The organism is Sphingomonas sp. ABOLE, from assembly GCF_003950455.1.
In the GTDB taxonomy this organism is placed as follows: domain Bacteria; phylum Pseudomonadota; class Alphaproteobacteria; order Sphingomonadales; family Sphingomonadaceae; genus Sphingomonas; species Sphingomonas trueperi.
Genome location: NZ_QQWY01000027.1, coordinates 44721 through 64837, shown reverse-complemented (window position 1 = coordinate 64837; position 20117 = coordinate 44721). Strand labels below are relative to the sequence as shown.

Genomic DNA, 20117 nt, shown 5'->3' with positions numbered 1-20117 from the left:
CCATATGGGCGCGGGCACCAAGGCCTATGCCTTCATCTGGGCGATGGCGGGCGAGAACCAGGATTATACCGACATGCAGGTGCTGGATATCTGCCAGCTGGCCTGACCCCTTAACTCCCCCTCCCGCAGGCGGAGGGGGAGGAGGATCCCAACATGACCAACCCCTTCGATCTCACCGGCCAGGTGGCTGTCATCACCGGCGCGAACACTGGCATCGGCCAGGGCATCGCGCTGGCGCTTGCCGCTGCGGGGGCGGACATCGCCGCCGTCGGCCGTACGCCTGCCGAGGAAACCGTGCGCAAGGCACGCGCGCTCGGCCGCCGCGCCGAGCTGATTGCCGCCGACCTGTCCACGATCGCACCTGTGGACAGGGTTGTGGACGAAGCTGTGAATAAGCTGGGGAAAATCGACATCCTGGTCAACAATGCCGGGATCATCCGCCGCGCCGACAGCCTCGATTTCACCGAGGCGGATTGGGACGCGGTGGTCGATACCAACCTCAAATCGGTGTTCTTTCTCTGCCAGGCCGCGGGCAAGTTCATGGTCCGCCGCTTCGGCGAGACCGGCGAGCGCGGACGGATCATCAACATCGCCTCGATGCTCAGCTTCCAGGGCGGCATCCGCGTGCCGAGCTATACCGCGTCCAAGTCGGGCATCGCCGGGTTGACGAAGCTGCTGGCCAACGAATGGGCGGCGAAGGGCGTGAACGTGAACGCGATCGCGCCGGGCTATATCGCCACCAACAACACCTCGGCGCTGCAGGCCGACGAGACCCGCAACCGCCAGATCCTCGAGCGCATCCCGGCGGGGCGCTGGGGCGATCCGGCGGATCTGGGCGGCGCTGCGGTCTTCCTTGCCTCACGCGCTTCGGACTATGTGCAAGGGCATATTCTCGCCGTTGACGGAGGCTGGTTGGCACGATGACGTTCGCATTTTTCGGGGAAATGATGCTGCGGCTCTCGCCGCCGGGTCGCGAGCTGCTGCTGCAGACGCCGAAGCTCGACGTGGCGATCGCGGGGGCGGAGGCGAATGTCGCGACCGGGCTGGCGTGCCTGGGGCATAATGTGGCGATGATCAGCGCGGTGGCGGACAATCCGCTCGGCGCCGCAGCGGTGGGCGAACTGCGCCGGCGCGGGGTCGATACCCGGCGCGTGCTCGCGGCGCCCGGCCGAATGGGGCTGTACTTCCTCACCCCCGGCGCGGGGCTGCGCGCTTCGGAGATCGTGTACGACCGCGCGAACTCGGTGTTCGCCGCGCGGCCTGCCGAGAGCTGGGACTGGGACGCGCTGCTCGACGGCGCGACCCGGCTGCACCTTTCGGGCATCACGCCTGCGCTGGGGCCGAACACCGCAGCCGCCGCCATCGCCGCGGCCGGAGCGGCGAGCGCGCGCGGCATCGCCGTATCGTTCGACGGCAATTACCGCGCCAAGCTGTGGGAAGCCTGGGACAGCGATCCGCGCGGCGTGCTGACCCAGCTGATCCGCCATGCCGACATCCTGTTCGGCAACCATCGCGACATCTCGCTGCTGCTCGGCGAGCAGTTTTCGGGCGACGGCGCCGATCGGCGGCGCGAGGCGGCCGAGGCGGCCTTCGCGGCCTTCCCCAAGCTCCAGCTGATCGCCTCGACCGCGCGACATGTCGACGATGTCGACAGCCACCGCATTGCCGCGCGCGTCGATACCCGCGAGGGCGGGCACCAGACCGAGGAACTGCGCGTCAGCGGCATCGTCGACCGGATCGGCGGCGGCGACGCCTTCGCGGCGGGCGTGCTCCACGGCCTGCTGGAGGGCGGCGATGCCCGCGCGATGGCCGAGGCCGGGCTGGCGCTGACCGCGCTCAAGCACTCGCTGCCCGGCGACGCCAGCCTGTTCACCCGCGCCGACCTCGCCGCCTTCGCCGAGGGCGGGCTGGACGTTCGGCGGTAACCGGATGGCGCGCGGTGTCTGCGGGCGTTTTGCGCCTGCGCGGCACCGCGCGTACCGCCGGCTTCCTGTGTCGATTTGGGCAGCTGGAGGTAGCTGTCCACCGGTGTCCGCGGTGTCGTTCTTCTATCGCAATCGTTGGCGCCGCCGTATAGCATGGCGGCATGGAGAAGACGGGCAAGCCCACCATCAACGACGTCGCCCGCATTGCTGGCGTATCGAAGAAAACCGTCAGCCGCGTCATCAATCGCTCGCCGTTATTGAACCAGGATACCCGCGCCAAGGTGGAGGCGGTGATCGCCGATCTCGGTTACATCCCCAATGTCCAGGCGCGCGCACTGGCGTTGCGGCACAATTTCCTGCTCGGCCTGATCCACGACAATCCCAACGCGCAGATGGTGATGAACGTCCAGGCCGGTATCCTGGAAGCGATCCGCGACACCGAGTTCGAGCTGATCGTCCGCCCGATCGATCGCGGTTCGTCGACCATGCTGGCGGACGTGCGCGCCTTTCTCGAGCGGCAGCGGCTGTACGGCGTGCTGATCCTGCCCCCGGTCTCCGAGAACGACATGCTGGCCGAGCTCTGCCAGAGCCTTGGCACCCGCTATGTCCGCATGGGATCGACGACGCTCGACGCGCCCGAGCACATGGTCGCCTCGAACGACTGCGAGGTGGTGCTCCAGGCGGTGCAGCACCTGATCGCGCTCGGCCATCACCGGATAGGTCTGATTGCCGGGCCGCACGGCTTCCGCTCGGCCCGCGAGCGCCGCAAGGGGTTCGAGCAGGCGCTGAACGAGGCCGGCATCAAGCTGCCGCGCAGCATGATTGCCGAGGGTACCTACACCTTCGAAAGCGGGCTCGCCGCCGCCGATCGGCTGCTGGACCTGTCGCCGCGTCCCACCGCGATCTTCTCCTGCAATGACGAGATGGCGGCGGCGACGCTTCATGCCGCGCGGCGTCGGGGCATGAGCGTGCCCGAGGACCTGTCGATCATCGGTTTCGACGACACCGCGATCGCCGCGCATCTTTGGCCGCCGCTGACCACGGTGCACTGGCCGATCGTCTCGATGGGGCGATCGGCGGCACTCAAGCTGCTGGCCGATTTCTTCGGCGACGAGCAGGGGGTGGAGGAGCCGTCGCTCTTCCCCTCGACGCTGATCCACCGCGCGTCGGTCGCACCGCCGCGGCGGGGGGGCGACTAACGAGCTTTACGCCAGTCCGGCGCTCGGAAGGCCGTCCACGCTCGCGGAAGCGCGTGCGCGCTTCGGCGGGCCTACGCGACGTAGAACAAATCGCACCGGAATGACGCGAAGTTCGGCGCCTCGATATGCTGCACGGCGGTGGCGGGCCTGCCGCCGGTGCGATGCCCGATCGCGGTGTTCAGCCCGCTCCGCACGAGAAGCCGGATCCCGGATTCATCAGTCCCAGCGCGGCGGCTAGCTTGATGCGCACGGGCGCTGAAGTGGATAAAATATATCTTCCAGCATGAACCTTTGCTGCGAAGAATTCGGCGTAAGCAGGTCAAATGCTGCCGGTCATCATTCATATTGAAGTAAGATGGGTTTGTCGTCCTTGGCTGTAGCAGCGTAACCCGCAAAACAAAAAATGGGGCGCATGATATGATCGAGGCGCATGACAAGGGAGAGAGAAGGATGGCACAGATAAACATCGTGATGGTGTTCGATGCGCAAGCAGTTCTGAGCGCAGGTTCACCGAGCAGCAGTTCGACCCAGCCGACGGGTTTGGCGCATCCACCTTCGCCGCCATATTTCGCGTACATGATCACGGAGCAGCAATATCTGGCGCAACCGGTCCAGAATGCGGGTAATGCCACGCCCAACCTTATCATCAATGCGACCGTGGGCGATACGGTCAACTGGTATGCTGTCACCCTTTCCGGGGATCAGCCGACCTACTGCATCCCGTACAATATCGCGCAATTTTCCGGCAGCACCGTCATGACGACGCCCATCGGCCTCACCGCGCAGCCCACCGTGCCGGTGCCGCCGCCGCAGCAGAGCACGTCCAACCCGACCTGGACGGCGACGCAGCAATATCAGTATTTCATGACGTCGAACGTGCTTTCGCCCGGGACGGAAGGATATCAGGTCTGGTTCCAGGTCGTGCAGATGGGAACCAGCGGCAGCCTCTCGACGCTGGGCTATTATTACTGGGATCCCAGCGTTCAGGTACTCGGATGATCGAAGAACCAGGGGCGGCCGCCGTGGCAGCCGCCCCCGTATCGCGCGTCAGAAGCTGCCGCGCAGGCCGACCAGGAACTGGCGGCCGGGCTTGTACTGGGTGAACGTCGCGTTCGGGAACTGGAAGTAGGAACGCAGCGTCGCATCGGTGAAGTTCGACACGTTGATGGTCAGCTGGGGCGCCTTTTCCACGCCGAGGACCTTGTCGAGATCGAAGGCCGAGGAGAAGTCCCAGGTGGTGTAGTCCGAGTTGAACAGCGCCGCCGCCGGGATGCTGTTCTGCGAGTTGCCGCTGCTCTGCGACCCCTCGCGCGAAGTCACCGCGACGCGCAGCATCACGCCGTTCCGCTCATAATAGCCGGTAACGTTGTAGGTGAACGGCGCCACCCCGAACGCCTGTGCCGGGCCGTCGCTGGTCTGGTCGACGAGCGTGGCATTGGCGTTGAAGCCGAAGCCGCGGACGCCGAGCTTCTCGGTGAGGAAGTCGAGCGGCTGGACCCACTGGAATTCCAGGCCGTTGATCTTCAGCTTGTTCGGCACGTTGACCTGGCTGGTGACCAGCACCGTCGCCTGGGTCGGCCCGCCGCGCGAGTTCAGCGCGATCTGCTGGGTCGGATTCAGCGTGTCGTAGGTGATGCCATATTGCGCCAGTGCGGAGAACGGCACCGTGTTGTTGACGTTGGTGGTGAAGCCCTGGATCGACTTGCGGAACGCGTTGAAGCTCACCACGCCCTCGCGACCGATGTAGTATTCGAAGCCGAGGTCGATATTGGTCGAGATATAGGGCTCGAGCGCCGGATTGCCGATCGTCGCCTGGTCGGCCGAGGGAGCGCCGAAGCTCACGCCCGGCAGCTGTGCCGCGGGATCGGGGCGGGTCATCGTCTTCGATGCCGCGACGCGGACGACCGCGTGCTCGCTCACGTCATAGGCCAGCGTCGCGGCCGGCAACCACTGGGTGTAGTTGTTGCGGGTCGACACGATGTTGACGAGGTTGGGGTAGCGGCTGCCGTCGGCGATCTGACCCCCGGCGGGGGTAGCGTTGCGGGGATCGGCGATCGAGACGCGGCCTTCGATCGTCTGGATCGTGTTCACATAGCGCAGGCCGAGGTTGAAGCGCAGCATGTTGCCGCCGACTTCCTGCTCGCCGTTCAGCGTGGCGAAGGCCGACTTGACGACTTCGCGGATCAGGCCGCCGCTGGCGCCGGTGTTGGCGCCGCCGCTTTCCGGTGCATTGTCGTGATAGGTGTCATAGTTGCTGGCCTTGCGGAACGCATCCCAGTCGACGGTGACGAAGCCAGCGGGGCCCGGCTTCAGATAGGTCGGGAAGGCCGAATTTGGGATCAGCGAACCGCCATAGGTGACCGGCCCGCTCTGACCGGCGGAGAAGCCGGTCCCGAGGCCCGGATAGGTCGGATAGCCGGCAGGTGCCGCGCCCGGCTGATTCAGGCCTTCGCAGAGCGGCTGCGAGTTGGGGCTCGGCAGGTAGACGCTGGGGTTGTTGCCGCACGCTGCGTTCTGCCACGGTCCGGTATTGTCGAAGCCGCGGATCCGGCGCGAGACGTCGTCATAGGCGCCGCCCACCTTCAGGTTCAGCGCACGATCCCCCCAGGTCAGGTCGCCGCGCACGCCCTTGTTCTTGTTCAGCCGGCGCTCGTCCTGCAGGTTGACGCGGCTACCGGTGTACCAGCCGAAATTGGCCGGGTTGTTCAGGTCGAGGCTGCTCTTGATTTCCGGCAGGCCGCCATTGTTGGTGTAGGTGACGGTCGCCCCCTGGCCGAGCGGCGTGGTGGCGCCGACGGTGGGGCTTTCGCGGTGGAAGGTCGAGCGGGCGTAGTTCGCCTGGAGATTGGCCTTCAGCGTGTCGTTGATCTCCCACGCGACGCCCGGGTTGACGCTCCACAGCTCGGTGGTCTCGTGATAGGGGCGGAATTCGTTGAAGAACTGCGTGTTCGCGAAGGTGCCGCTGGTGACGGTGCAGCCCGCGCTGCAATCCGACTTGTCGAACTTCAGATTGGTCGGGATCGCCGCGCCGTTGCGGCCGATCCATGCGATGTTCTCGCGGATCAGTTCGTTCTCCTTGTAGCCGTACAGGCCGTCCACATAGAAGTGCAGCGTATCCGTCGGGCGATATTCGGCGCTGACGATCGCGTTGATCCGGTCGCGCGGACCGCGAATGTCGGTGGTGCGGCCAAGGCGCGGGATCAGGCCGTTGTCGATCTGCTGGATCGTCGCGCCCGGATTGTTGGCGAGGAGGAAGGCGCGATCGATCGTCTGGCCGGCCACCAGGCCCGCGCCGGCACCCGTCGGCACCACGGCCGGAATGGTCCAGTTGCCGCCGCCCGTGGTATTGCAGCCCGAGGTTGCGCCGCACTGCGCGGCGGTCAGCGCTGGATTGGTATAGCCGATCGTCTCGAAACCCTTGGTGCGGGTGAACAGCCGCTGCGCAGAGACGCCGGCGAGGATGCCGATCGTGTCGTTGTGCCAGCTGCCGATCAGCGAGCCGCGCGCGCCGATGCGCTTGTCCGGCTCCTGGTTCGAGCCCTGGATGTTGTAGGCGAGGAACGAGTCCGCGCGGTCGAACGGACGTGCCGAGCGCAGGTCGACGTTACCGGCGGCGCCGCCCTCGAGCAGGTCGGCGGTATAGCTCTTGTTCACGGTAAGCTTGGTGAACAGGTCGGTCGGGAAGAAGCTGAGGTCGACCGAGCGATCGGTGCCCTGCGCGTCGGTGCTGCCCGAGGAGGCGACCGCGATCGGCGCGCCGTTCAGGGTGACGTTGGTGAAGTTCGAGCCGAGGCCGCGGATCGCGACATTGACACCTTCGCCGGTCACGTCGCGGGTGATGGTGATGCCGGGGATGCGGTTGAACGATTCCGCGATGTTGGTGTCCGGAAACTTGCCGATGTCTTCCGCGAAGATCGAGTCGGTGAAGCCGGTTGCATCCCGCTTGGCGTTGACCGCCTTGGCGAGCGACGAGCGATAGCCGGTGACGACGATTTCCTGCTCGCCGCCCTGCGCGATCGGCGCTTCGCCGGACTGGGGGGAGACGGAGGGCGCGTCCGGCGCCGTCTCGCCAGCGGGCGGCGTGCTCTGCGCCCAGGCGGTGGACGCGCAGGTCGCGCTGAGGATGGTCGCGCACAGCAGGGCGGTGCGGGCAGGGCGGAAGCTGCGGGAAATGGTGGTCATGTTTCAGGTCCCCTCGAAGTGGCCCGGCGCGCGGCCGGTCCTTTCCTTCAACGTGTTGATCGTGACGGACGAGATGCTCCGATGGCGGGCGCACATCGTGTGCCGCGGCAAGGAGACTCGTTCGCGCTGTTGGTTCAGAGGTGCCGGGTCAGGGTGGATCGGCGTCGCCTGCAACGCCTGCCCGTGCGATCGATTCGCTCGGCATGAGATGCGTCGGTCGGCTCATCCATCCTCTTCCCGGGGTGCGCGCCGACTTATGCTGCCAGCGTCATGTTAGCGGTATCTTCCACGCTTTGGTCTGGCCGTCAATGGCCCGTTGGCCAGACCATGCGCTTTCGCCGCATGCGAGGTTTTGCAGCAACACCCCCGGCGATGCTGAACAATTGTGTCCCGCGCGGTGGCATGCCAGACCATGGACACGACGGGAGGGACCACCACATGCACGCACTTCGCCTCGGGCTTCTGCTCGCCACCGCCGCCATCCTGCCGGCCGCCGCGCAGACGCAGAAGGCGGAGCTGATGACGCCGCCCGCGGGGGCACGGCACTTCACCATCAGCTCCACCGCGGGCAAGCATGGCGACGTCTGGTCGTGGACACTGGCCGACGGGCGCATCGCCTATCGCATGTCGATGTCGCTGCGCGGCTGGATCACCGAAACCGACGAAGTGGTACGGCTCGGGCCCGACCAGCGGCCGATCGACCTGGCCGTGCGCGGCTTCACCGACAGCGGCGACGCGACCGAGACCTTCACCGTGGACGCCGGCGGCGTCGCCCGCTGGAAGACCGCAGTCGATGCGGGCGAGAAGCCGTTCGGCAAGGCGCGCTACACCAGCTATGGCGGCCCGTGGCTGGCGTTCGAGAACGACGTCAACGCGCTGGTCGCGGCCGGCACGGCAGGGATCGACCTGCTGCCGAGCGGCCATGCCAGCATCAGCATCGGCAAGGCGATGGAGATCGACGGGCCGAGCGGCAAGAAGACGGTGAAGCTCGCCTATATCACCGGCACCGGCTTCTCGCCCTCGCCGGTGTGGCTCGACGCGCAGAACCGCTTCTTCGGCGTTTCCGGGGGCATGTTCCTGTTGCCGGAAGGCTATGAGGCGGCGGGCCCCAAGCTGAAGGAAGTCCAGGACAAGGTGGCGGCCGAAATGGTGCGCGGCGTCGCGCACCGGTTTCTCGTCCCCGCGAACCGCACGCCGACGCTGGTCGACCATGTGCTGCTGTTCGATTCGGTCGCCGGCAAATATGTGCCCGACCAGGCCGTGCTGATCGCCGACGGCAAGGTGGCGAAGGTCGGCCCGGCGGGCAGCATCGCGGCGCCGACGGGGGCGACGGTGCTCGACGGCAAGGGCCGTACGCTGCTGCCCGGCCTGTGGGACTCGCACCAGCATGTCGGCGACGACTGGAACCTGCTCCAGAACGTCGCAACCGGCATGACCAATTATCGCAGCCCCGGCTCGTCGATCGAAGATGCGCAGAGCATCTTCAAGCGCCGCGCTGCGGGCGACCTGCTGGCGCCCGACGGCAAGGTCTCGGTGATCATCGACAAGAAGGATCCGCTGGCCGCGCAGGGCGCGCTCACCGTCTCCTCGGCGGCGGAGGCGGTGGCGGCGGTCGACAAGATCAAGGCCGCCGGCATGTGGGGGGTGAAGTTCTACACCTCGATGGACCCGGCCTGGGTTGCCCCTGCGGCGGCCGAGGCGCACAGGCTGGGGCTGCACGTCCACGGCCATGTGCCCGCGCATATGCGTCCGCTCGACGCGGTGCGCGCGGGCTATGACGAGGTCACCCACATCAATTTCATCCTGATGCAGGCGATGCCGCAGGACGTGGTCGACAAGGCCAACACCGCCGCGCGGCTGGAAGGGCCGGCGCAGTACGGCAAGGACCTCAACCTCGACTCCCCCGAACTGCGCGCCTTCTATGCCGAACTCGCCAAGCGCAAGACCATCATCGACCCGACGCTCTCGGTGTGGGAGCCGATGCTGACCTCCGACGGCAGCGCGGTGCCCCCCGAATATGCGGCCTATGTCGACATCGCGCCGCCCGCAGTGGCGCGTGGGTGGAAGATCGGCGGCTATCCGCTGTTCGCCGGCCTGACCCGCGCGGATTTCCGCAAGAGCTTCGGCAAGATGGTCGAAGTGGTCGGACGGCTGCACCAGGCAGGCGTGCCGATCGTCGCGGGCACCGACGGCTATGGCCTCGAACTGGTCCGCGAGCTCGAGCTCTACCAGCAGGCCGGCCTGACCAATGTCGAGGCGTTGCAGACCGCCACGATCGTGCCCGCGCGGATGGTGGGGATGGACGACCACGTCGGCGCGATCGCGCCGGGCAAGACGGCGGACATCATCCTCGTCGAAGGCGATGTCTCCAAGGACATCGGCAACCTGCGTCATGTGCAGACCGTGTTCCTCGACGGCTATCGGCTCGACGGCGACGCGCTGCGCAAGGCGAGCGGGCTGACGGGCATGCCCAAGTAACATTTCGTTACGGCACCATCACGCGATCCCTGCGTTGATCGCGTAATGGGCCGCTCCTTCACCTCCATGCCCGATCGGGGCACCAGCCGGCGCTTCGCGTTGCCGGTTGCGGTATGGACCTTGGTGTTGGCGGTGCTGTTCGGGGCAGTCGCGCCGCTCGGCCCGCCCGACACGCTGGTGCACGGCCCGGCGTTCAACCCCGCGACGACCAGCGTGGCGATTGCCGCCAAGCGCGGTGACCAGGGCGTAGGCCTCTGGCAAAGCGCGCGTGGCGGGCGGCAGGATGGCGCTGCCGGTAGCGGTGTCGTACTTGCCCTGGCACCGGCGCTCGCGGCGATTCTCGTCCTTCTTGGTCTTTCCTACGCGCGCACGCCCACAAGGGTGCTGCGCCCGGTCCGCTGCGGCGCGCGCGGCGCACGGTCGCCGCCGGCGCGTCGCTGCTGAGGCGCCAAGCGCGCCCGAACGCCTGAACTTCGTCTTCGCCGCCGCTGCGGCGCTGGAGGAGGACCCTATGCGTAGAAGAAGAGGCAAGCGGCCCCCGAAATGGTTCGCCATCGCCGTCTGGTCCGGCATTGCCGGTGCCGCGGCGCTGTTGGCAGCCGCGATCGGCGTGGCCCAGTCCTGACCTGCATCGACACCGGTTGCCTTCAGGCGCGGCCGGTGTCGAACCAGTTTTTCATTTCAAGGAGGATCGATGCCGCATCATGCGCCCCTGATCGCCACCATCGTCGCCGGACTTGTCGTCGCCTTCATTTTCGGCGCGATCGCGCACCGGATCAAAGTCTCGCCGATCGCCGGCTATCTGCTCGCGGGCGTGGCGGTGGGGCCGTTTACCCCCGGCTTCGTCGCCAATTCGGGGCTCGCCAACGAGCTCGCCGAGATCGGCGTGATCCTGCTGATGTTCGGCGTCGGCCTGCATTTCTCGCTGCGCGACCTGTTGTCGGTGCGCAGGATCGCAGTGCCCGGCGCGGTGGTGCAGATCGCCGCGGCGACCGCGATGGGCATCGGCCTCGCCACTGTAGCCGGATGGGGACTGCAGGCGGGCATCGTCTTCGGCCTGGCGCTGTCGGTGGCGAGCACGGTGGTGCTGCTCCGCGCGCTGCAGGGGCACGACATCGTACAGACCGAGCGCGGGCGGATCGCGGTCGGCTGGCTGATCGTCGAGGATCTGGCGATGGTGGTGGCGCTGGTGCTGCTGCCGGTGCTGGGCGAGGTGATGGGCGGCGAGGGCGGCGGGTCGCTGCTCCAGCCCTTGCTGTCCACCTTCCTCAAGGTCGCCGGCTTCGTCGCGTTGATGCTGCTGGTCGGCCGCCGGGTGATCCCGTGGACGCTGCAATGGGTGGTCGGCACCGGCTCGCAGGAGCTGTTCCGGCTGGCGGTGCTGGCCATTGCTCTCGGTGTAGCGTTCGGCGCCGCGCTCGCGTTCGACGTGTCGTTCGCGCTGGGGGCGTTCTTCGCCGGCATGATCCTGGGCGAGACCTCGCTCAGCAGGCGCGCGACCGAGGAGACGCTGCCGCTGCGCGATGCCTTCGCGGTGCTGTTCTTCGTCTCGGTGGGGATGCTGTTCAACCCTTCGGTGCTGGTCGAGCAGCCCCTGGTGCTGCTGGCGGCGGTGGCGATCATCCTCGTCGGCAAGTCGCTCGCGGCCTATGGGATCGTCCGTGTGTTCGGCTATTCGAACCATACCGGGCTCACCGTCGCGGTCAGTCTCGCGCAGATCGGCGAATTCTCGTTCATCCTGGCGGGTCTCGGCACCGATCTCGGGCTGATGCCGGCGGCGGCGCGCGACGTGATCCTGGCGGCGGCGATGCTGTCGATCTTCCTCAACCCCTTCCTCTTCGCCTGGGTCGCCAAGCGCTACGAGGTTGCGGAAGCGGGTCGCGAGGCGGTGGCGCCGGTCGATCTGCCCAAGGGCCATGTGATCCTGATCGGCTATGGCCGGGTGGGCAAGATGATCGCCGAGGATCTCCAGCAGCACGGTAAGGCCTTCGCGCTGATCGAGGACCAGAACGACATGGCCGAGCAGGCGCGCAAGGCCGGCATCACCGTGGTGGCGGGCAATGCCATCGACGTGCGGACGCTGGTCGCCGCGCAGATCGGACAGGCGAGCAAGCTGCTGATCGCGATCCCCGCCGGGTTCGAGGGCGGGGCGATCCTCCAGCATGCCCGCCAGCTCGCGCCCGGCGTGCCAGTGGTGGTGCGGGCCCATTCGGCCGACGAGGTCGCGCACCTTGAGGGCCTGGGCGCCGACGAGGTGGTGATGGGCGAGCGCGAGACCGCCAACCGGATGATCGAGCTCGCCCGCGGCATGCCCGCGGGATCGGATCAACCGGCGATGAGCCCCGCATAAGCCGGCAGGCGATGGAGGGTGGCGCCGTTCAGCGCCTCCACCACCGAAAGCCCTTCCAGCAAGGCGGGCGGCAGGTCGACGGGCGCCGCCGAGAGGTTGAAGGCGCAGACCAGGCGTTCGTCCCCGGCGGTGCGGGCGAAGACCAGCAGCGCTTCGTCGGCGTGGAGCACCGTCATCGCGCCGTCGACCAGCGTCGGGTGCTGCTTGCGTAGGCCGATCAGCCGGCGGGTGAGGCGGAGCAATGAGGCGGGATCGGCATCCTGCACGTCGACCGCGCGGCCCAGATGATCGGCTCCGAGCGGCAACCAGGGGCGGGTGACCGAGAAGCCGGCATTGGGCGCATCCGCCACCCAGGGCATCGGTGTGCGGGCGCCGTCGCGGCTGAGGGTGAGCGGCCAGTTGGCGATCGCCTCGGGGTCCTGCAGGTCCTCGAACCCGATCTCGACCTGGGTCAGGCCCAGCTCCTCGCCATAGTACAGGATCGCATTGCCGCGTAAGGAGAGCAGCAGCAGCATCTTGAGCGCGGCGAAGGCGGCGCGGTGCTCGGGCGCTACCCAGCGCGAGATCGCGCGCGGGGCGTCGTGGTTCTCGAACGCCCAGCTCGGCCAGCCCACGCCTGGCGCGTCGGGCCATTCGGCGACGGCGTCGCGGACCAGCGCGGGGGTCAGGCGATCGGCGTAGAGGAAGTTGAAACCATAGGCGCTGTTCAGCCGCGTGCTCCCGGCGGTGAACAGGTGCATTTCGGCCTCCGGAGAGGGCCCGCCGACTTCGGCGACGGTGAAGCGGCCGGGATAGCGGTCGGCGAGTGCGCGCAGCTTCTCGAGCAGCAGCGGGATGTCCGCATGGCTTTGGTTGAAGACATGCTGCTGGAAGTCGAAGGGGCGGGTGCGTGGGGCGCCCGTGTCTGGCGCGGGCGGGTTATCGCGCAACTGCGGATCGTGCATCGTGAAGTTGATCGCATCGAGCCGGAACCCGTCGACGCCGCGATCCAGCCAGAACTTGGCGGTGGCGAGGGTGGCGGCCTGCACCTCCGGATTGTGGAAGTTCAGGTCCGGCTGCTCGCGCAGGAAGTTGTGCAGATAATATTGGCCGCGCCGCGCGTCCCAGGTCCAGGCCGGGCCGCCGAATACCGATTGCCAGTTGTTAGGCGGGCTGCCGTCGGGCTTGGCGTCGGCCCAGACATACCAGTCGGCGCGTGCGTTGGTGCGGCTGGTGCGGCTCTCCTGGAACCACGGATGCTGGTCCGAGCTGTGCGAATAGACCTGGTCGATCAACACCTTGAGGCCCAGCGCATGGGCGCGGGCGACCAGCGCGTCGAAGTCGCCCAGCGTGCCAAACACCGGATCGACATCGCAGAAATCGGCAATGTCATAGCCGAAGTCCCGCATCGGTGATGTGAAGAAGGGCGAGATCCACACGGCATCCACGCCCAGCGCCGCGACATGCTCGAGCCGCGCGGTGATGCCGGGCAGGTCGCCCACGCCGTCGCCATTCGAGTCCGCGAAGCTGCGCGGATAGATCTGGTAGATCACTGCGCCGCGCCACCAGGGGCGGGATTCGGTGGAAAGCTCGCGCATCGTCATGAGATTCACTTGGCTGCTCCGGCCGCGCAGACGGTGTAGCCGAACGCGGGAAGGGAAAGGGCGAGGCTGCCGGGTGCGACAGCGTTGGCGGGGCAGGCGCCTGCCAGGGTACGGAAGGCGGTGGAGCCGGTCTCGACCTGGATATTGCCGGTCCAGAGCTCGGCGCTGGTGTTGAAGGCGATCACGGTTTCCGCGCCGGTCTTGGGATCGAAGCGCGAGACGGCGAACAGCCCGGGCTTGTCGCTGGCGAAGCGGGTGACCTGGCGGCCGCGGGTGAGCGCCGGGTGGCTGGTCCGCAGCCGTGCGAGCGCGGCGATCTCGCGAAACAGCGGGTTGGCGGTGTTGAAGCTGGGCGTGGCGGTGGTCGCGTCGGTGCCGAGCAGATGGTTGTCGTTGTAGCTCGCCACCATGCTGCCGAACAGATCCTCACGGGCATCCTGGTCGTTGCCATCGCTGACGAAGCCCTGCTCGTCGCCGGAGTAAATGGTGGGCACGCCGCGGAGCAGCAGCAGCATCGCCTGGGCGAGCTGGACACGCTGGAGCAGTTCGGCGTGGCTTATCTTCGGGTTTGCCTGCTGGATGAAGGTAGCGGCGCGGCCGGCGTCATGGTTGCTGACGAAGGTGGGGAGCCGGTGCGCGGTCTTCTCCCCACCTTCGTAGAGCACGTCCGCCGCGAACACCTTGGCGAGCCGATCGGTGCCCTTGCCGCCGGCGACGTCGATCACCGCCTGGTTGAAGGCGAAGTCGAGCACCGCCGGGAACGTGTCGACGCGCGTGTGCCGGGCCAGCGCCGCGACCTCCGGATCTGCGACCTCCCCGAAGATGTGGAAATTGGGGATGCCCCTGGCCTTGGCGCGAGCGAGCATCGCCGGGACGAAGGCCTGCCAGAATGCTGGGTTCACATGGCGCGCGGTGTCGATGCGGAAGCCGTCGATCCCGAAGCGATCGATCCAGCCGCCGAAAATCGCGATCATGCCGGCGACGACGCGCGCATGCTCGGTCATCAGGTCGTCGAGGCCGACGAAGTCGCCCATGGTCGAGCTCTCGCCCGCAAAGGTCGAGTTGCCGCGATTGTGGTAGTAGATCGGGTCGTTGAGCCAGGCGGGCACCTTCACGTTTCGCTCCGCCTCGGGGACGTATGGCGTATAGGCATAGTCGGGCCGGACAAGCTTGGCGAAGTTCGCGTCGCTATGATCGCCATCGCCCGCGAAGCCCGGGTTGATCGCGGCGCCAGCAACACCGCCCTTGCGGCTGTACGGATAGTCGGCGCGACTGCGATAGCTGCAGTCGCCGCATTCGCGGTATTGAATTACGTCCGCGGTGTGGTTGACCACGATGTCCATGTACACCTTGATGCCGCGCTTGTGTGCCGCGTCGACCAGCGCTTTGAACTCGACGTTCGTCCCGAAATGCGGATCGACCTGGGTGAAATCGGTGATCCAATAGCCGTGATAGCCGGCCGATTCCTGCCCCTTCGGCCCCTGCACCGGCTTGTTCTTGAAGATCGGCCCGACCCAGATCGCAGTGGCGCCCAGCGCCTGGATATAGTCGAGCCGGTTCAGCACGCCCTTCAGGTCGCCGCCATGGTAGAAGCCCTTGGAGGCGGGGTCGAAGCCGGTGACCAGCCGGTCGCCGCTTAGCCCGCCGCGATCATTGGCGGTGTCGCCATTGTCGAAGCGATCGGGGAGGAGGAAGTAGAGCACCTCGTCCTCGGGCGGGCGGTCGCGATAGGTCTGCGCCATGGCCGGCGTCGCGGTGAGCGCGGCGGCGAGCAGGGCGAGGGCGGTCGAACGGATCATGCGGCAATCTCCGCGTCCGCGGCGCCGTGCGCGCGGACGAAGTCGCTATGGGGAGGCATCTGCGCGACTTCGCGCGCATTGAGCTTGGCGAGAAGGTCGAGATATTCGGCGATTTGCGCGCGCGGCGGCTGATCGGCGAGGGGGTGGTGTCCCCGGGCGGTGATGCCTTGGCCGACAAGCACTTGCAGCCAAGCGACGTCGCTGAACAGATCGCCGTCCTCGCGGAGGATCTCGCCGGTTTCGCGCCACAGGGCGATCTTCTCGGCAAGCCCGTGGGGCACCGGGGTCTCCCGCCGCTCGCGCCAGAAAGGCGCGTCGCGATCGTTCGCCCAATAGTGCAGGATCAGGAAGTCGCGGATGCGCTCGCTCTCGTGCGCGGCCTGGCGGTTGTAGCTGTCGCGCAGCGGCGCCGGCGCGCGGCGGCCGGGCAGCAGCTTCAATATGCGCTCCACGGCGGACTGGATCATATGGATGCTGGTCGATTCCAGCGGCTCGAGGAAACCGCTGGACAGACCCAGTGCGATGACATTGCCCGCCCAGGCCTGTTCGCGCCGGCCAGTGCGGAAGCGGATCGGACGCGGATCGCCGAGCGCCGGCTCGTCCAGCCCGGCGAGCAGCCGCGCGGCGGCCTCGTCATCGGAGAGATACCGGCTCGCATAGACGATACCGTTGCCGGTGCGGTGTTGCAGCGGGATCCGCCACTGCCAGCCGGCATCGTGCGCGGTGGCGCGGGTATAGGGGGTGAAGTCGCGGGCACGCGCGCTGGGCACCGCGAGCGCGCGGTCGCAGGGGAGCCAGTGCGACCAGTCCTGATAGCCGACGCCCATCGCCTCGCCGATCAGCCGCGCGTGGAAGCCGGTGCAATCGAGAAACAGGTCGCCCTCGATCCGGCGGTCGCTGTCGAGGTGGAGCGCCGCCACGTCGCCATCCGCGCCGTTGCGGGTGACGGCTTCGATCCGCCCTTCGTGCCGCACCACGCCGCGCGCCTCGGCATAGTCGCGCAGGAAGCGGGCGTAGAGGCCGGCGTCGAGATGGAAGGCATAGGGCATTTCCGGCAGCACGCGGACGGTGCGCGTCGGTCCGCGCTGCATCCGGTTGCCAAGCGCCGCGACATTGTTGAGCGCATAGGCGCAGAGCGGCGCGGCCACGCCTTCGGCCATCCCGCGCAGCCAGGTGTGGCGGAAGGCGAGCAGGCCGTTGTCGCGGCCCACATCGCCAAAGGCATGCATGTAGCGGCCGCCCCTGGTCCAGCCGACGAATTCGATCGCCAGCTTGTAGCTCGCCCGGGTGGCGGCGACGAAGGCGTCCTCGTCGATGCCGAGGCTGGCGTTGAACATGCCGATCTGCGGGATGGTCGCTTCGCCGACGCCCACCGTGCCGATCGCATCGGATTCGACCAATGTTACGGCAAAGCCCTGTCCGAGGAAGCGGATCAGCGCAGCCGCAGCCATCCACCCAGCCGTGCCGCCGCCGGCAATGACGATGCGATAGGGTGTTGTGGTTGCCATGGCCTACCCCTCCGGTGCCGATGGAACGGCCCGGCCCCCTCCCAGGAAGACCGGACCGCCGAACCTCAGAACTTGTAGGTGATACCGAGATAATAATCGCGGCCGTAGCGCTGATATTCGCGCACCAGGCGCGGGTCGCCCGCCTCGGTGGTGATGAACGGCGCGTCGGTGAGGTTCTTGGCCTGCGCCAGGATCGCGAGTCCCTTTAGCGGACCGGCCTGGAACTCATAGCCGATCTGCGCATCCAGCACGCCCTCGGACTTGCCGGTGCGGAACTCGGGGTTGGCCGAAAGGCCGGCCAGCTCCGCCAGGAAACTGTCACGCCAGCGATAGGTGGCGCGCGCCTGGAAGCCGTTCTTCTCGTAATAGGCGGTGCCGGTGGCGATCCACTTGGACTGGCCGGGGATGGTCACGGCCTGCGTGGCGTTGCTGCCATAGACGACCCGGCTGTCGACATAGGTGCCGCTCGCGAACACGCCGAACCCGTCAAGCGCCTGGGTGAAGGTGCTGAACGGCACCGAGGCGGTCGCTTCCACGCCGAGAATGTCGCCGCGGCCGGTATTGTCGGGTACGCGTACCAGGCCGAACTGGGCGTTCTGGGCGCGCACGATGGCTGCGGCTGCCGGCGGCAATGCCGAGAGCAGCGCCGAGAAGTCATACAGCGTGCTGTTGTTCGGATCGACGAAATCGGTGAGGTGCTTGTAGAAGCCGGTCAGCGCCAGATAGCCGCCGCCGCGCAGATACTTTTCCACCGAAATGTCGATGTTGGTCGACTGGTACGGGCGAAGCCGGAAATTGCCGCCGTTCGAGCTGAACGGGCTGTTCTGTGGCAGGCTGCCCAGGCCGAGCTTCGACAGGTCGATGCTCACCGCCTGGGTGATGCGTTCCTGGTCGAGGCGCGGGCGCACCATCGTCTGCGCCGCACCCATCTTCACGTAAAAGGCGTCCATCAGCTCCAGGCTGAACGTCGCCGAGGGCAGGAAGTTGGTATATTTGGTGCTGTCCTGGACCGGCGATGTGGTGACCACGCCGTTCTGCAGCGCCGCGATCGCGCCCGAGGAGCCCTGATCGGTGTGAACGACCTGCAGGCCGAGCGTGCCCTTCAGCGCCTTGCCACCGACGGTGCCGTCGATGTTGACCTTGGCATAGCCGGTATAGACCTTCTCGGTGACTACATTGTCGCGCACCAGCGAGTCCGGCCGGTTGTCGAACACCGAACGAAGCTGGCTGTACACCTTGAGCGGATCATAGGTCAGCATCTTCGGCACGCCGAGATAGGCAAGCGCCACCTGCTCGCCCAGCACCGCGTCGGCGGGCACGGCGAAGTTGGTCGGCGTGCCGCTGGCGACGGTGCAGTTGGTGCCGCCGCCCGGTGGGCAGAGGAAGTAGGAGGTGTAGCGGCTCGTCTTCTCGCGACGGCTGAAATTGCCGCCGATTTCCCAGCTCTTGACGATGCTGCCGCTGAACTCACCGTTGAAGCTGGCGCGCAGCGACTTTAGGTCGTCCTCGAAATCCGGGCGGTTGAGGAAGCCGGCCTGCACCACGGCCTGGGTGCCGTTGTAGCCCCAGCCGCGCGGATCGGTGAGCTTGATCACGCTGGTATTGGAATAGTCGAGCGTCGGCACGATGCTGTAGGTGCCGTTCGCATTCTGGCTGATCTTGATCGTGTCCTTCGCGCCCGACGAATTGTAGCCGGTACCCGAATAGGTCTCGAGCAGGAAGTCGGTGCGGGTGGCGTGGCTCCAGCTGGCGTCAACGATGAAGTGGATGCTGTCGCTCAGCTTGAAATCATTGTTCCAGCCCAGCGAGATATTCTCGGCCTTGCGCTTGTTGTAATCGTTGCGCTGCACGGCGACGACGTTGCTGAGCGTCGCGCTGGTCACCAGCCCGTTCTGGACCTGATAGCCCGGCTGGATGACTGCACCCGATCCCCATTGCGGCGCGATCGGGAACTCGATGCCGCGCAGCCGCTGGGTTTCCTCGAAATGTGAATAGAGGCCGTCGAAGGTCGAGTGGAAATTGTCGCTCGGCTGCCATTCGATCGTGGCGACGCCGCCATAGCGCTTGAGCAGGTTCGATTGCACATAGGGTTTGGCGCCGCCGAGGAAGAGGTTGTTGCCGGCCGCGGATTCATTGGGGAAGCCCCAGGCGGCGTAGCGCTCGATCTGGGTGGGCGTGTTCTGCGCCGAAACGCCGACCGCGACGCCCAGCGTGTCGCCGGCGAACTTGTCGACATAGGTCGCCGAGGCGCGATAGCCGTAGCGGGTGCCGTCGGGATTGAGCTTCTTCTGCTCGTTCATCTGGCCACGTGCGGCGACGACGAAGGTGCGCTGCGACTGGGCGAGCGGGCGCAGCATCCGCAGATCGACCGTGCCGGCGATGCCGGCGGCGATCAGCGAGGCATCGGCCGACTTGTAGACATTGACGTTCTTGAAGAATTCGGAGGGATACTGGTCGTATTCGACGCCGCGATTGTCGCCGACGGTCACCTGCTCGCGGCCGTTGAGCAGCGTGGTGGAGAAGTCCGGGCCGAGGCCGCGGATCGACAGGCGCTGGTCGCGGCCTTCGAGGCGCTGGGCGGTGACGCCGGGGATGCGAGCTAGCGAATCCGCGATCGAGACATCGGGCAGCTTGCCGATGTCTTCGGAGGAGACCGAGTCCACGATCATCGTGTTGTTGCGTTTGATGTTCGCGGAGGTGGCGAGCGCGGCGCGGAAGCCGGTGACGACGATCTCGCCGGGGCCGCTATCCTGGGCGTCGGCTGCGGGGGTGCCGCTGTCCTGCGCGAACGCAGCGGTGGTGACGCTGAAGGCGATCGCGGCGGCGCTGGCGCCGAGGGTGATGCGGGCGGCACGACGGCCGCGGAAATTGCTGAATACCATGTCTCTCCCCAATTTGTCTCACCCCCGGCTCTCGAGTGGCCGAGTGAATGCCCGCCCCATGCGGGATGCGCCGGATCTGCGCAGTGCTGCATTCAATCTTGCAAAAGGGGGTATGGAGGCCAGCCACTCACATACGTATTCAAGCCCGTTCCGCCGCCGCTATGGCCTTTTGGCACCAGTCCCCCGATTGACGGGACGGTGCTGCTGCGCC

Annotated in this window: 12 protein-coding genes and 1 pseudogene; 8 read left to right on the top strand and 5 right to left on the bottom strand. The window is 67.0% G+C overall.

Features of this window, described 5'->3' with window-relative positions:
* The 5 genes and pseudogenes from CA234_RS25000 to CA234_RS16310 all read left to right on the top strand — a co-directional run.
* Window positions 1-106 (top strand): annotated as a pseudogene (locus CA234_RS25000) (5-dehydro-4-deoxy-D-glucuronate isomerase); the annotation flags it as partial.
* A gap of 47 nt (window positions 107-153) precedes the next feature.
* Window positions 154-924, top strand: a complete 771-nt coding sequence (gene kduD / locus CA234_RS16325; RefSeq protein ID WP_125975357.1) for a 2-dehydro-3-deoxy-D-gluconate 5-dehydrogenase KduD — start codon at window positions 154-156, stop codon at window positions 922-924.
* A complete protein-coding gene (locus CA234_RS16320; protein ID WP_126002246.1) occupies window positions 921-1925 on the top strand; it encodes a sugar kinase in 1005 nt (334 codons plus the stop codon). Before kduD ends, CA234_RS16320 begins: the two co-directional genes overlap by 4 nt.
* Before the next feature lie 161 nt (window positions 1926-2086).
* A complete protein-coding gene (locus CA234_RS16315) occupies window positions 2087-3124 on the top strand; it encodes a LacI family DNA-binding transcriptional regulator (protein WP_126002245.1) in 1038 nt (345 codons plus the stop codon).
* A 417-nt stretch (window positions 3125-3541) separates the two neighbouring features.
* Window positions 3542-4123: an AidA/PixA family protein gene (locus CA234_RS16310; protein ID WP_126002244.1), complete on the top strand. Its 582-nt coding sequence runs from the start codon at window positions 3542-3544 to the stop codon at window positions 4121-4123.
* A 48-nt stretch (window positions 4124-4171) separates the two neighbouring features.
* Here the strand turns inward: CA234_RS16310 and CA234_RS16305 are convergent, their stop codons facing one another.
* On the bottom strand, window positions 4172-7306 hold the full coding sequence (locus tag CA234_RS16305; RefSeq protein ID WP_126002243.1) for a TonB-dependent receptor: 3135 nt from the start codon (window positions 7304-7306) through the stop codon (window positions 4172-4174).
* A gap of 438 nt (window positions 7307-7744) precedes the next feature.
* Here CA234_RS16305 and CA234_RS16300 point away from each other — a divergent pair, with 438 nt between their 5' ends.
* The 3 genes from CA234_RS16300 to ybaL all read left to right on the top strand — a co-directional run bounded on the left by CA234_RS16300 (window position 7745) and on the right by ybaL (window position 12134).
* Complete coding sequence (locus tag CA234_RS16300; RefSeq protein WP_125975368.1) at window positions 7745-9784, top strand: amidohydrolase family protein; 2040 nt, start codon at window positions 7745-7747, stop codon at window positions 9782-9784.
* 45 nt (window positions 9785-9829) lie between these two features.
* Window positions 9830-10228 (top strand): hypothetical protein, encoded by a 399-nt coding sequence (locus CA234_RS16295; protein WP_126002242.1) that lies wholly within the window; start codon window positions 9830-9832, stop codon window positions 10226-10228.
* A gap of 250 nt (window positions 10229-10478) precedes the next feature.
* A complete protein-coding gene (gene ybaL / locus CA234_RS16290) occupies window positions 10479-12134 on the top strand; it encodes a YbaL family putative K(+) efflux transporter (protein WP_125975372.1) in 1656 nt (551 codons plus the stop codon).
* On the opposite strand, the gene CA234_RS16285 is transcribed toward ybaL, so the two are convergent.
* The 4 genes from CA234_RS16285 to CA234_RS16270 all read right to left on the bottom strand — a co-directional run bounded on the left by CA234_RS16285 (window position 12110) and on the right by CA234_RS16270 (window position 19906).
* The gene (locus tag CA234_RS16285; protein WP_125975425.1) at window positions 12110-13717 is read right to left on the bottom strand and encodes an alpha-glucosidase family protein; all 1608 of its coding nucleotides are present in this window, start codon (window positions 13715-13717) and stop codon (window positions 12110-12112) included. The two genes, ybaL and CA234_RS16285, sit on opposite strands and share 25 nt — an antisense overlap.
* 5 nt (window positions 13718-13722) lie before the next feature.
* Entirely contained in the window at window positions 13723-15516 is a 1794-nt protein-coding gene (locus tag CA234_RS16280) for an alpha-amylase family glycosyl hydrolase (protein ID WP_126002241.1), read from the bottom strand.
* Window positions 15513-17024 carry a tryptophan halogenase family protein gene (locus CA234_RS16275; RefSeq protein ID WP_125975376.1) on the bottom strand — a complete coding sequence of 504 codons (1512 nt, stop codon included), beginning with the start codon at window positions 17022-17024 and terminating at the stop codon, window positions 15513-15515. The genes CA234_RS16280 and CA234_RS16275 overlap by 4 nt, the downstream gene beginning before the upstream one ends.
* Before the next feature lie 65 nt (window positions 17025-17089).
* Window positions 17090-19906, bottom strand: a complete 2817-nt coding sequence (locus CA234_RS16270; protein WP_125975378.1) for a TonB-dependent receptor — start codon at window positions 19904-19906, stop codon at window positions 17090-17092.
* Window positions 19907-20117: the final 211 nt, after the last annotated feature.

Bases quoted from the DNA above. Each gene is read 5' to 3' on its own strand.
- kduD (WP_125975357.1), top strand. From the start codon at position 154: ATGACCAACCCCTTCGATCTCACCGGCCAGGTGGCTGTCATCACCGGC.
- CA234_RS16320 (WP_126002246.1), top strand. From the start codon at position 921: ATGACGTTCGCATTTTTCGGGGAAATGATGCTGCGGCTCTCGCCGCCG.
- CA234_RS16315 (WP_126002245.1), top strand. From the start codon at position 2,087: ATGGAGAAGACGGGCAAGCCCACCATCAACGACGTCGCCCGCATTGCT.
- CA234_RS16310 (WP_126002244.1), top strand. From the start codon at position 3,542: ATGATCGAGGCGCATGACAAGGGAGAGAGAAGGATGGCACAGATAAAC.
- CA234_RS16305 (WP_126002243.1), bottom strand. From the start codon at position 7,306: ATGACCACCATTTCCCGCAGCTTCCGCCCTGCCCGCACCGCCCTGCTG.
- CA234_RS16300 (WP_125975368.1), top strand. From the start codon at position 7,745: ATGCACGCACTTCGCCTCGGGCTTCTGCTCGCCACCGCCGCCATCCTG.
- CA234_RS16295 (WP_126002242.1), top strand. From the start codon at position 9,830: ATGGGCCGCTCCTTCACCTCCATGCCCGATCGGGGCACCAGCCGGCGC.
- ybaL (WP_125975372.1), top strand. From the start codon at position 10,479: ATGCCGCATCATGCGCCCCTGATCGCCACCATCGTCGCCGGACTTGTC.
- CA234_RS16285 (WP_125975425.1), bottom strand. From the start codon at position 13,717: ATGACGATGCGCGAGCTTTCCACCGAATCCCGCCCCTGGTGGCGCGGC.
- CA234_RS16280 (WP_126002241.1), bottom strand. From the start codon at position 15,516: ATGATCCGTTCGACCGCCCTCGCCCTGCTCGCCGCCGCGCTCACCGCG.
- CA234_RS16275 (WP_125975376.1), bottom strand. From the start codon at position 17,024: ATGGCAACCACAACACCCTATCGCATCGTCATTGCCGGCGGCGGCACG.
- CA234_RS16270 (WP_125975378.1), bottom strand. From the start codon at position 19,906: ATGGTATTCAGCAATTTCCGCGGCCGTCGTGCCGCCCGCATCACCCTC.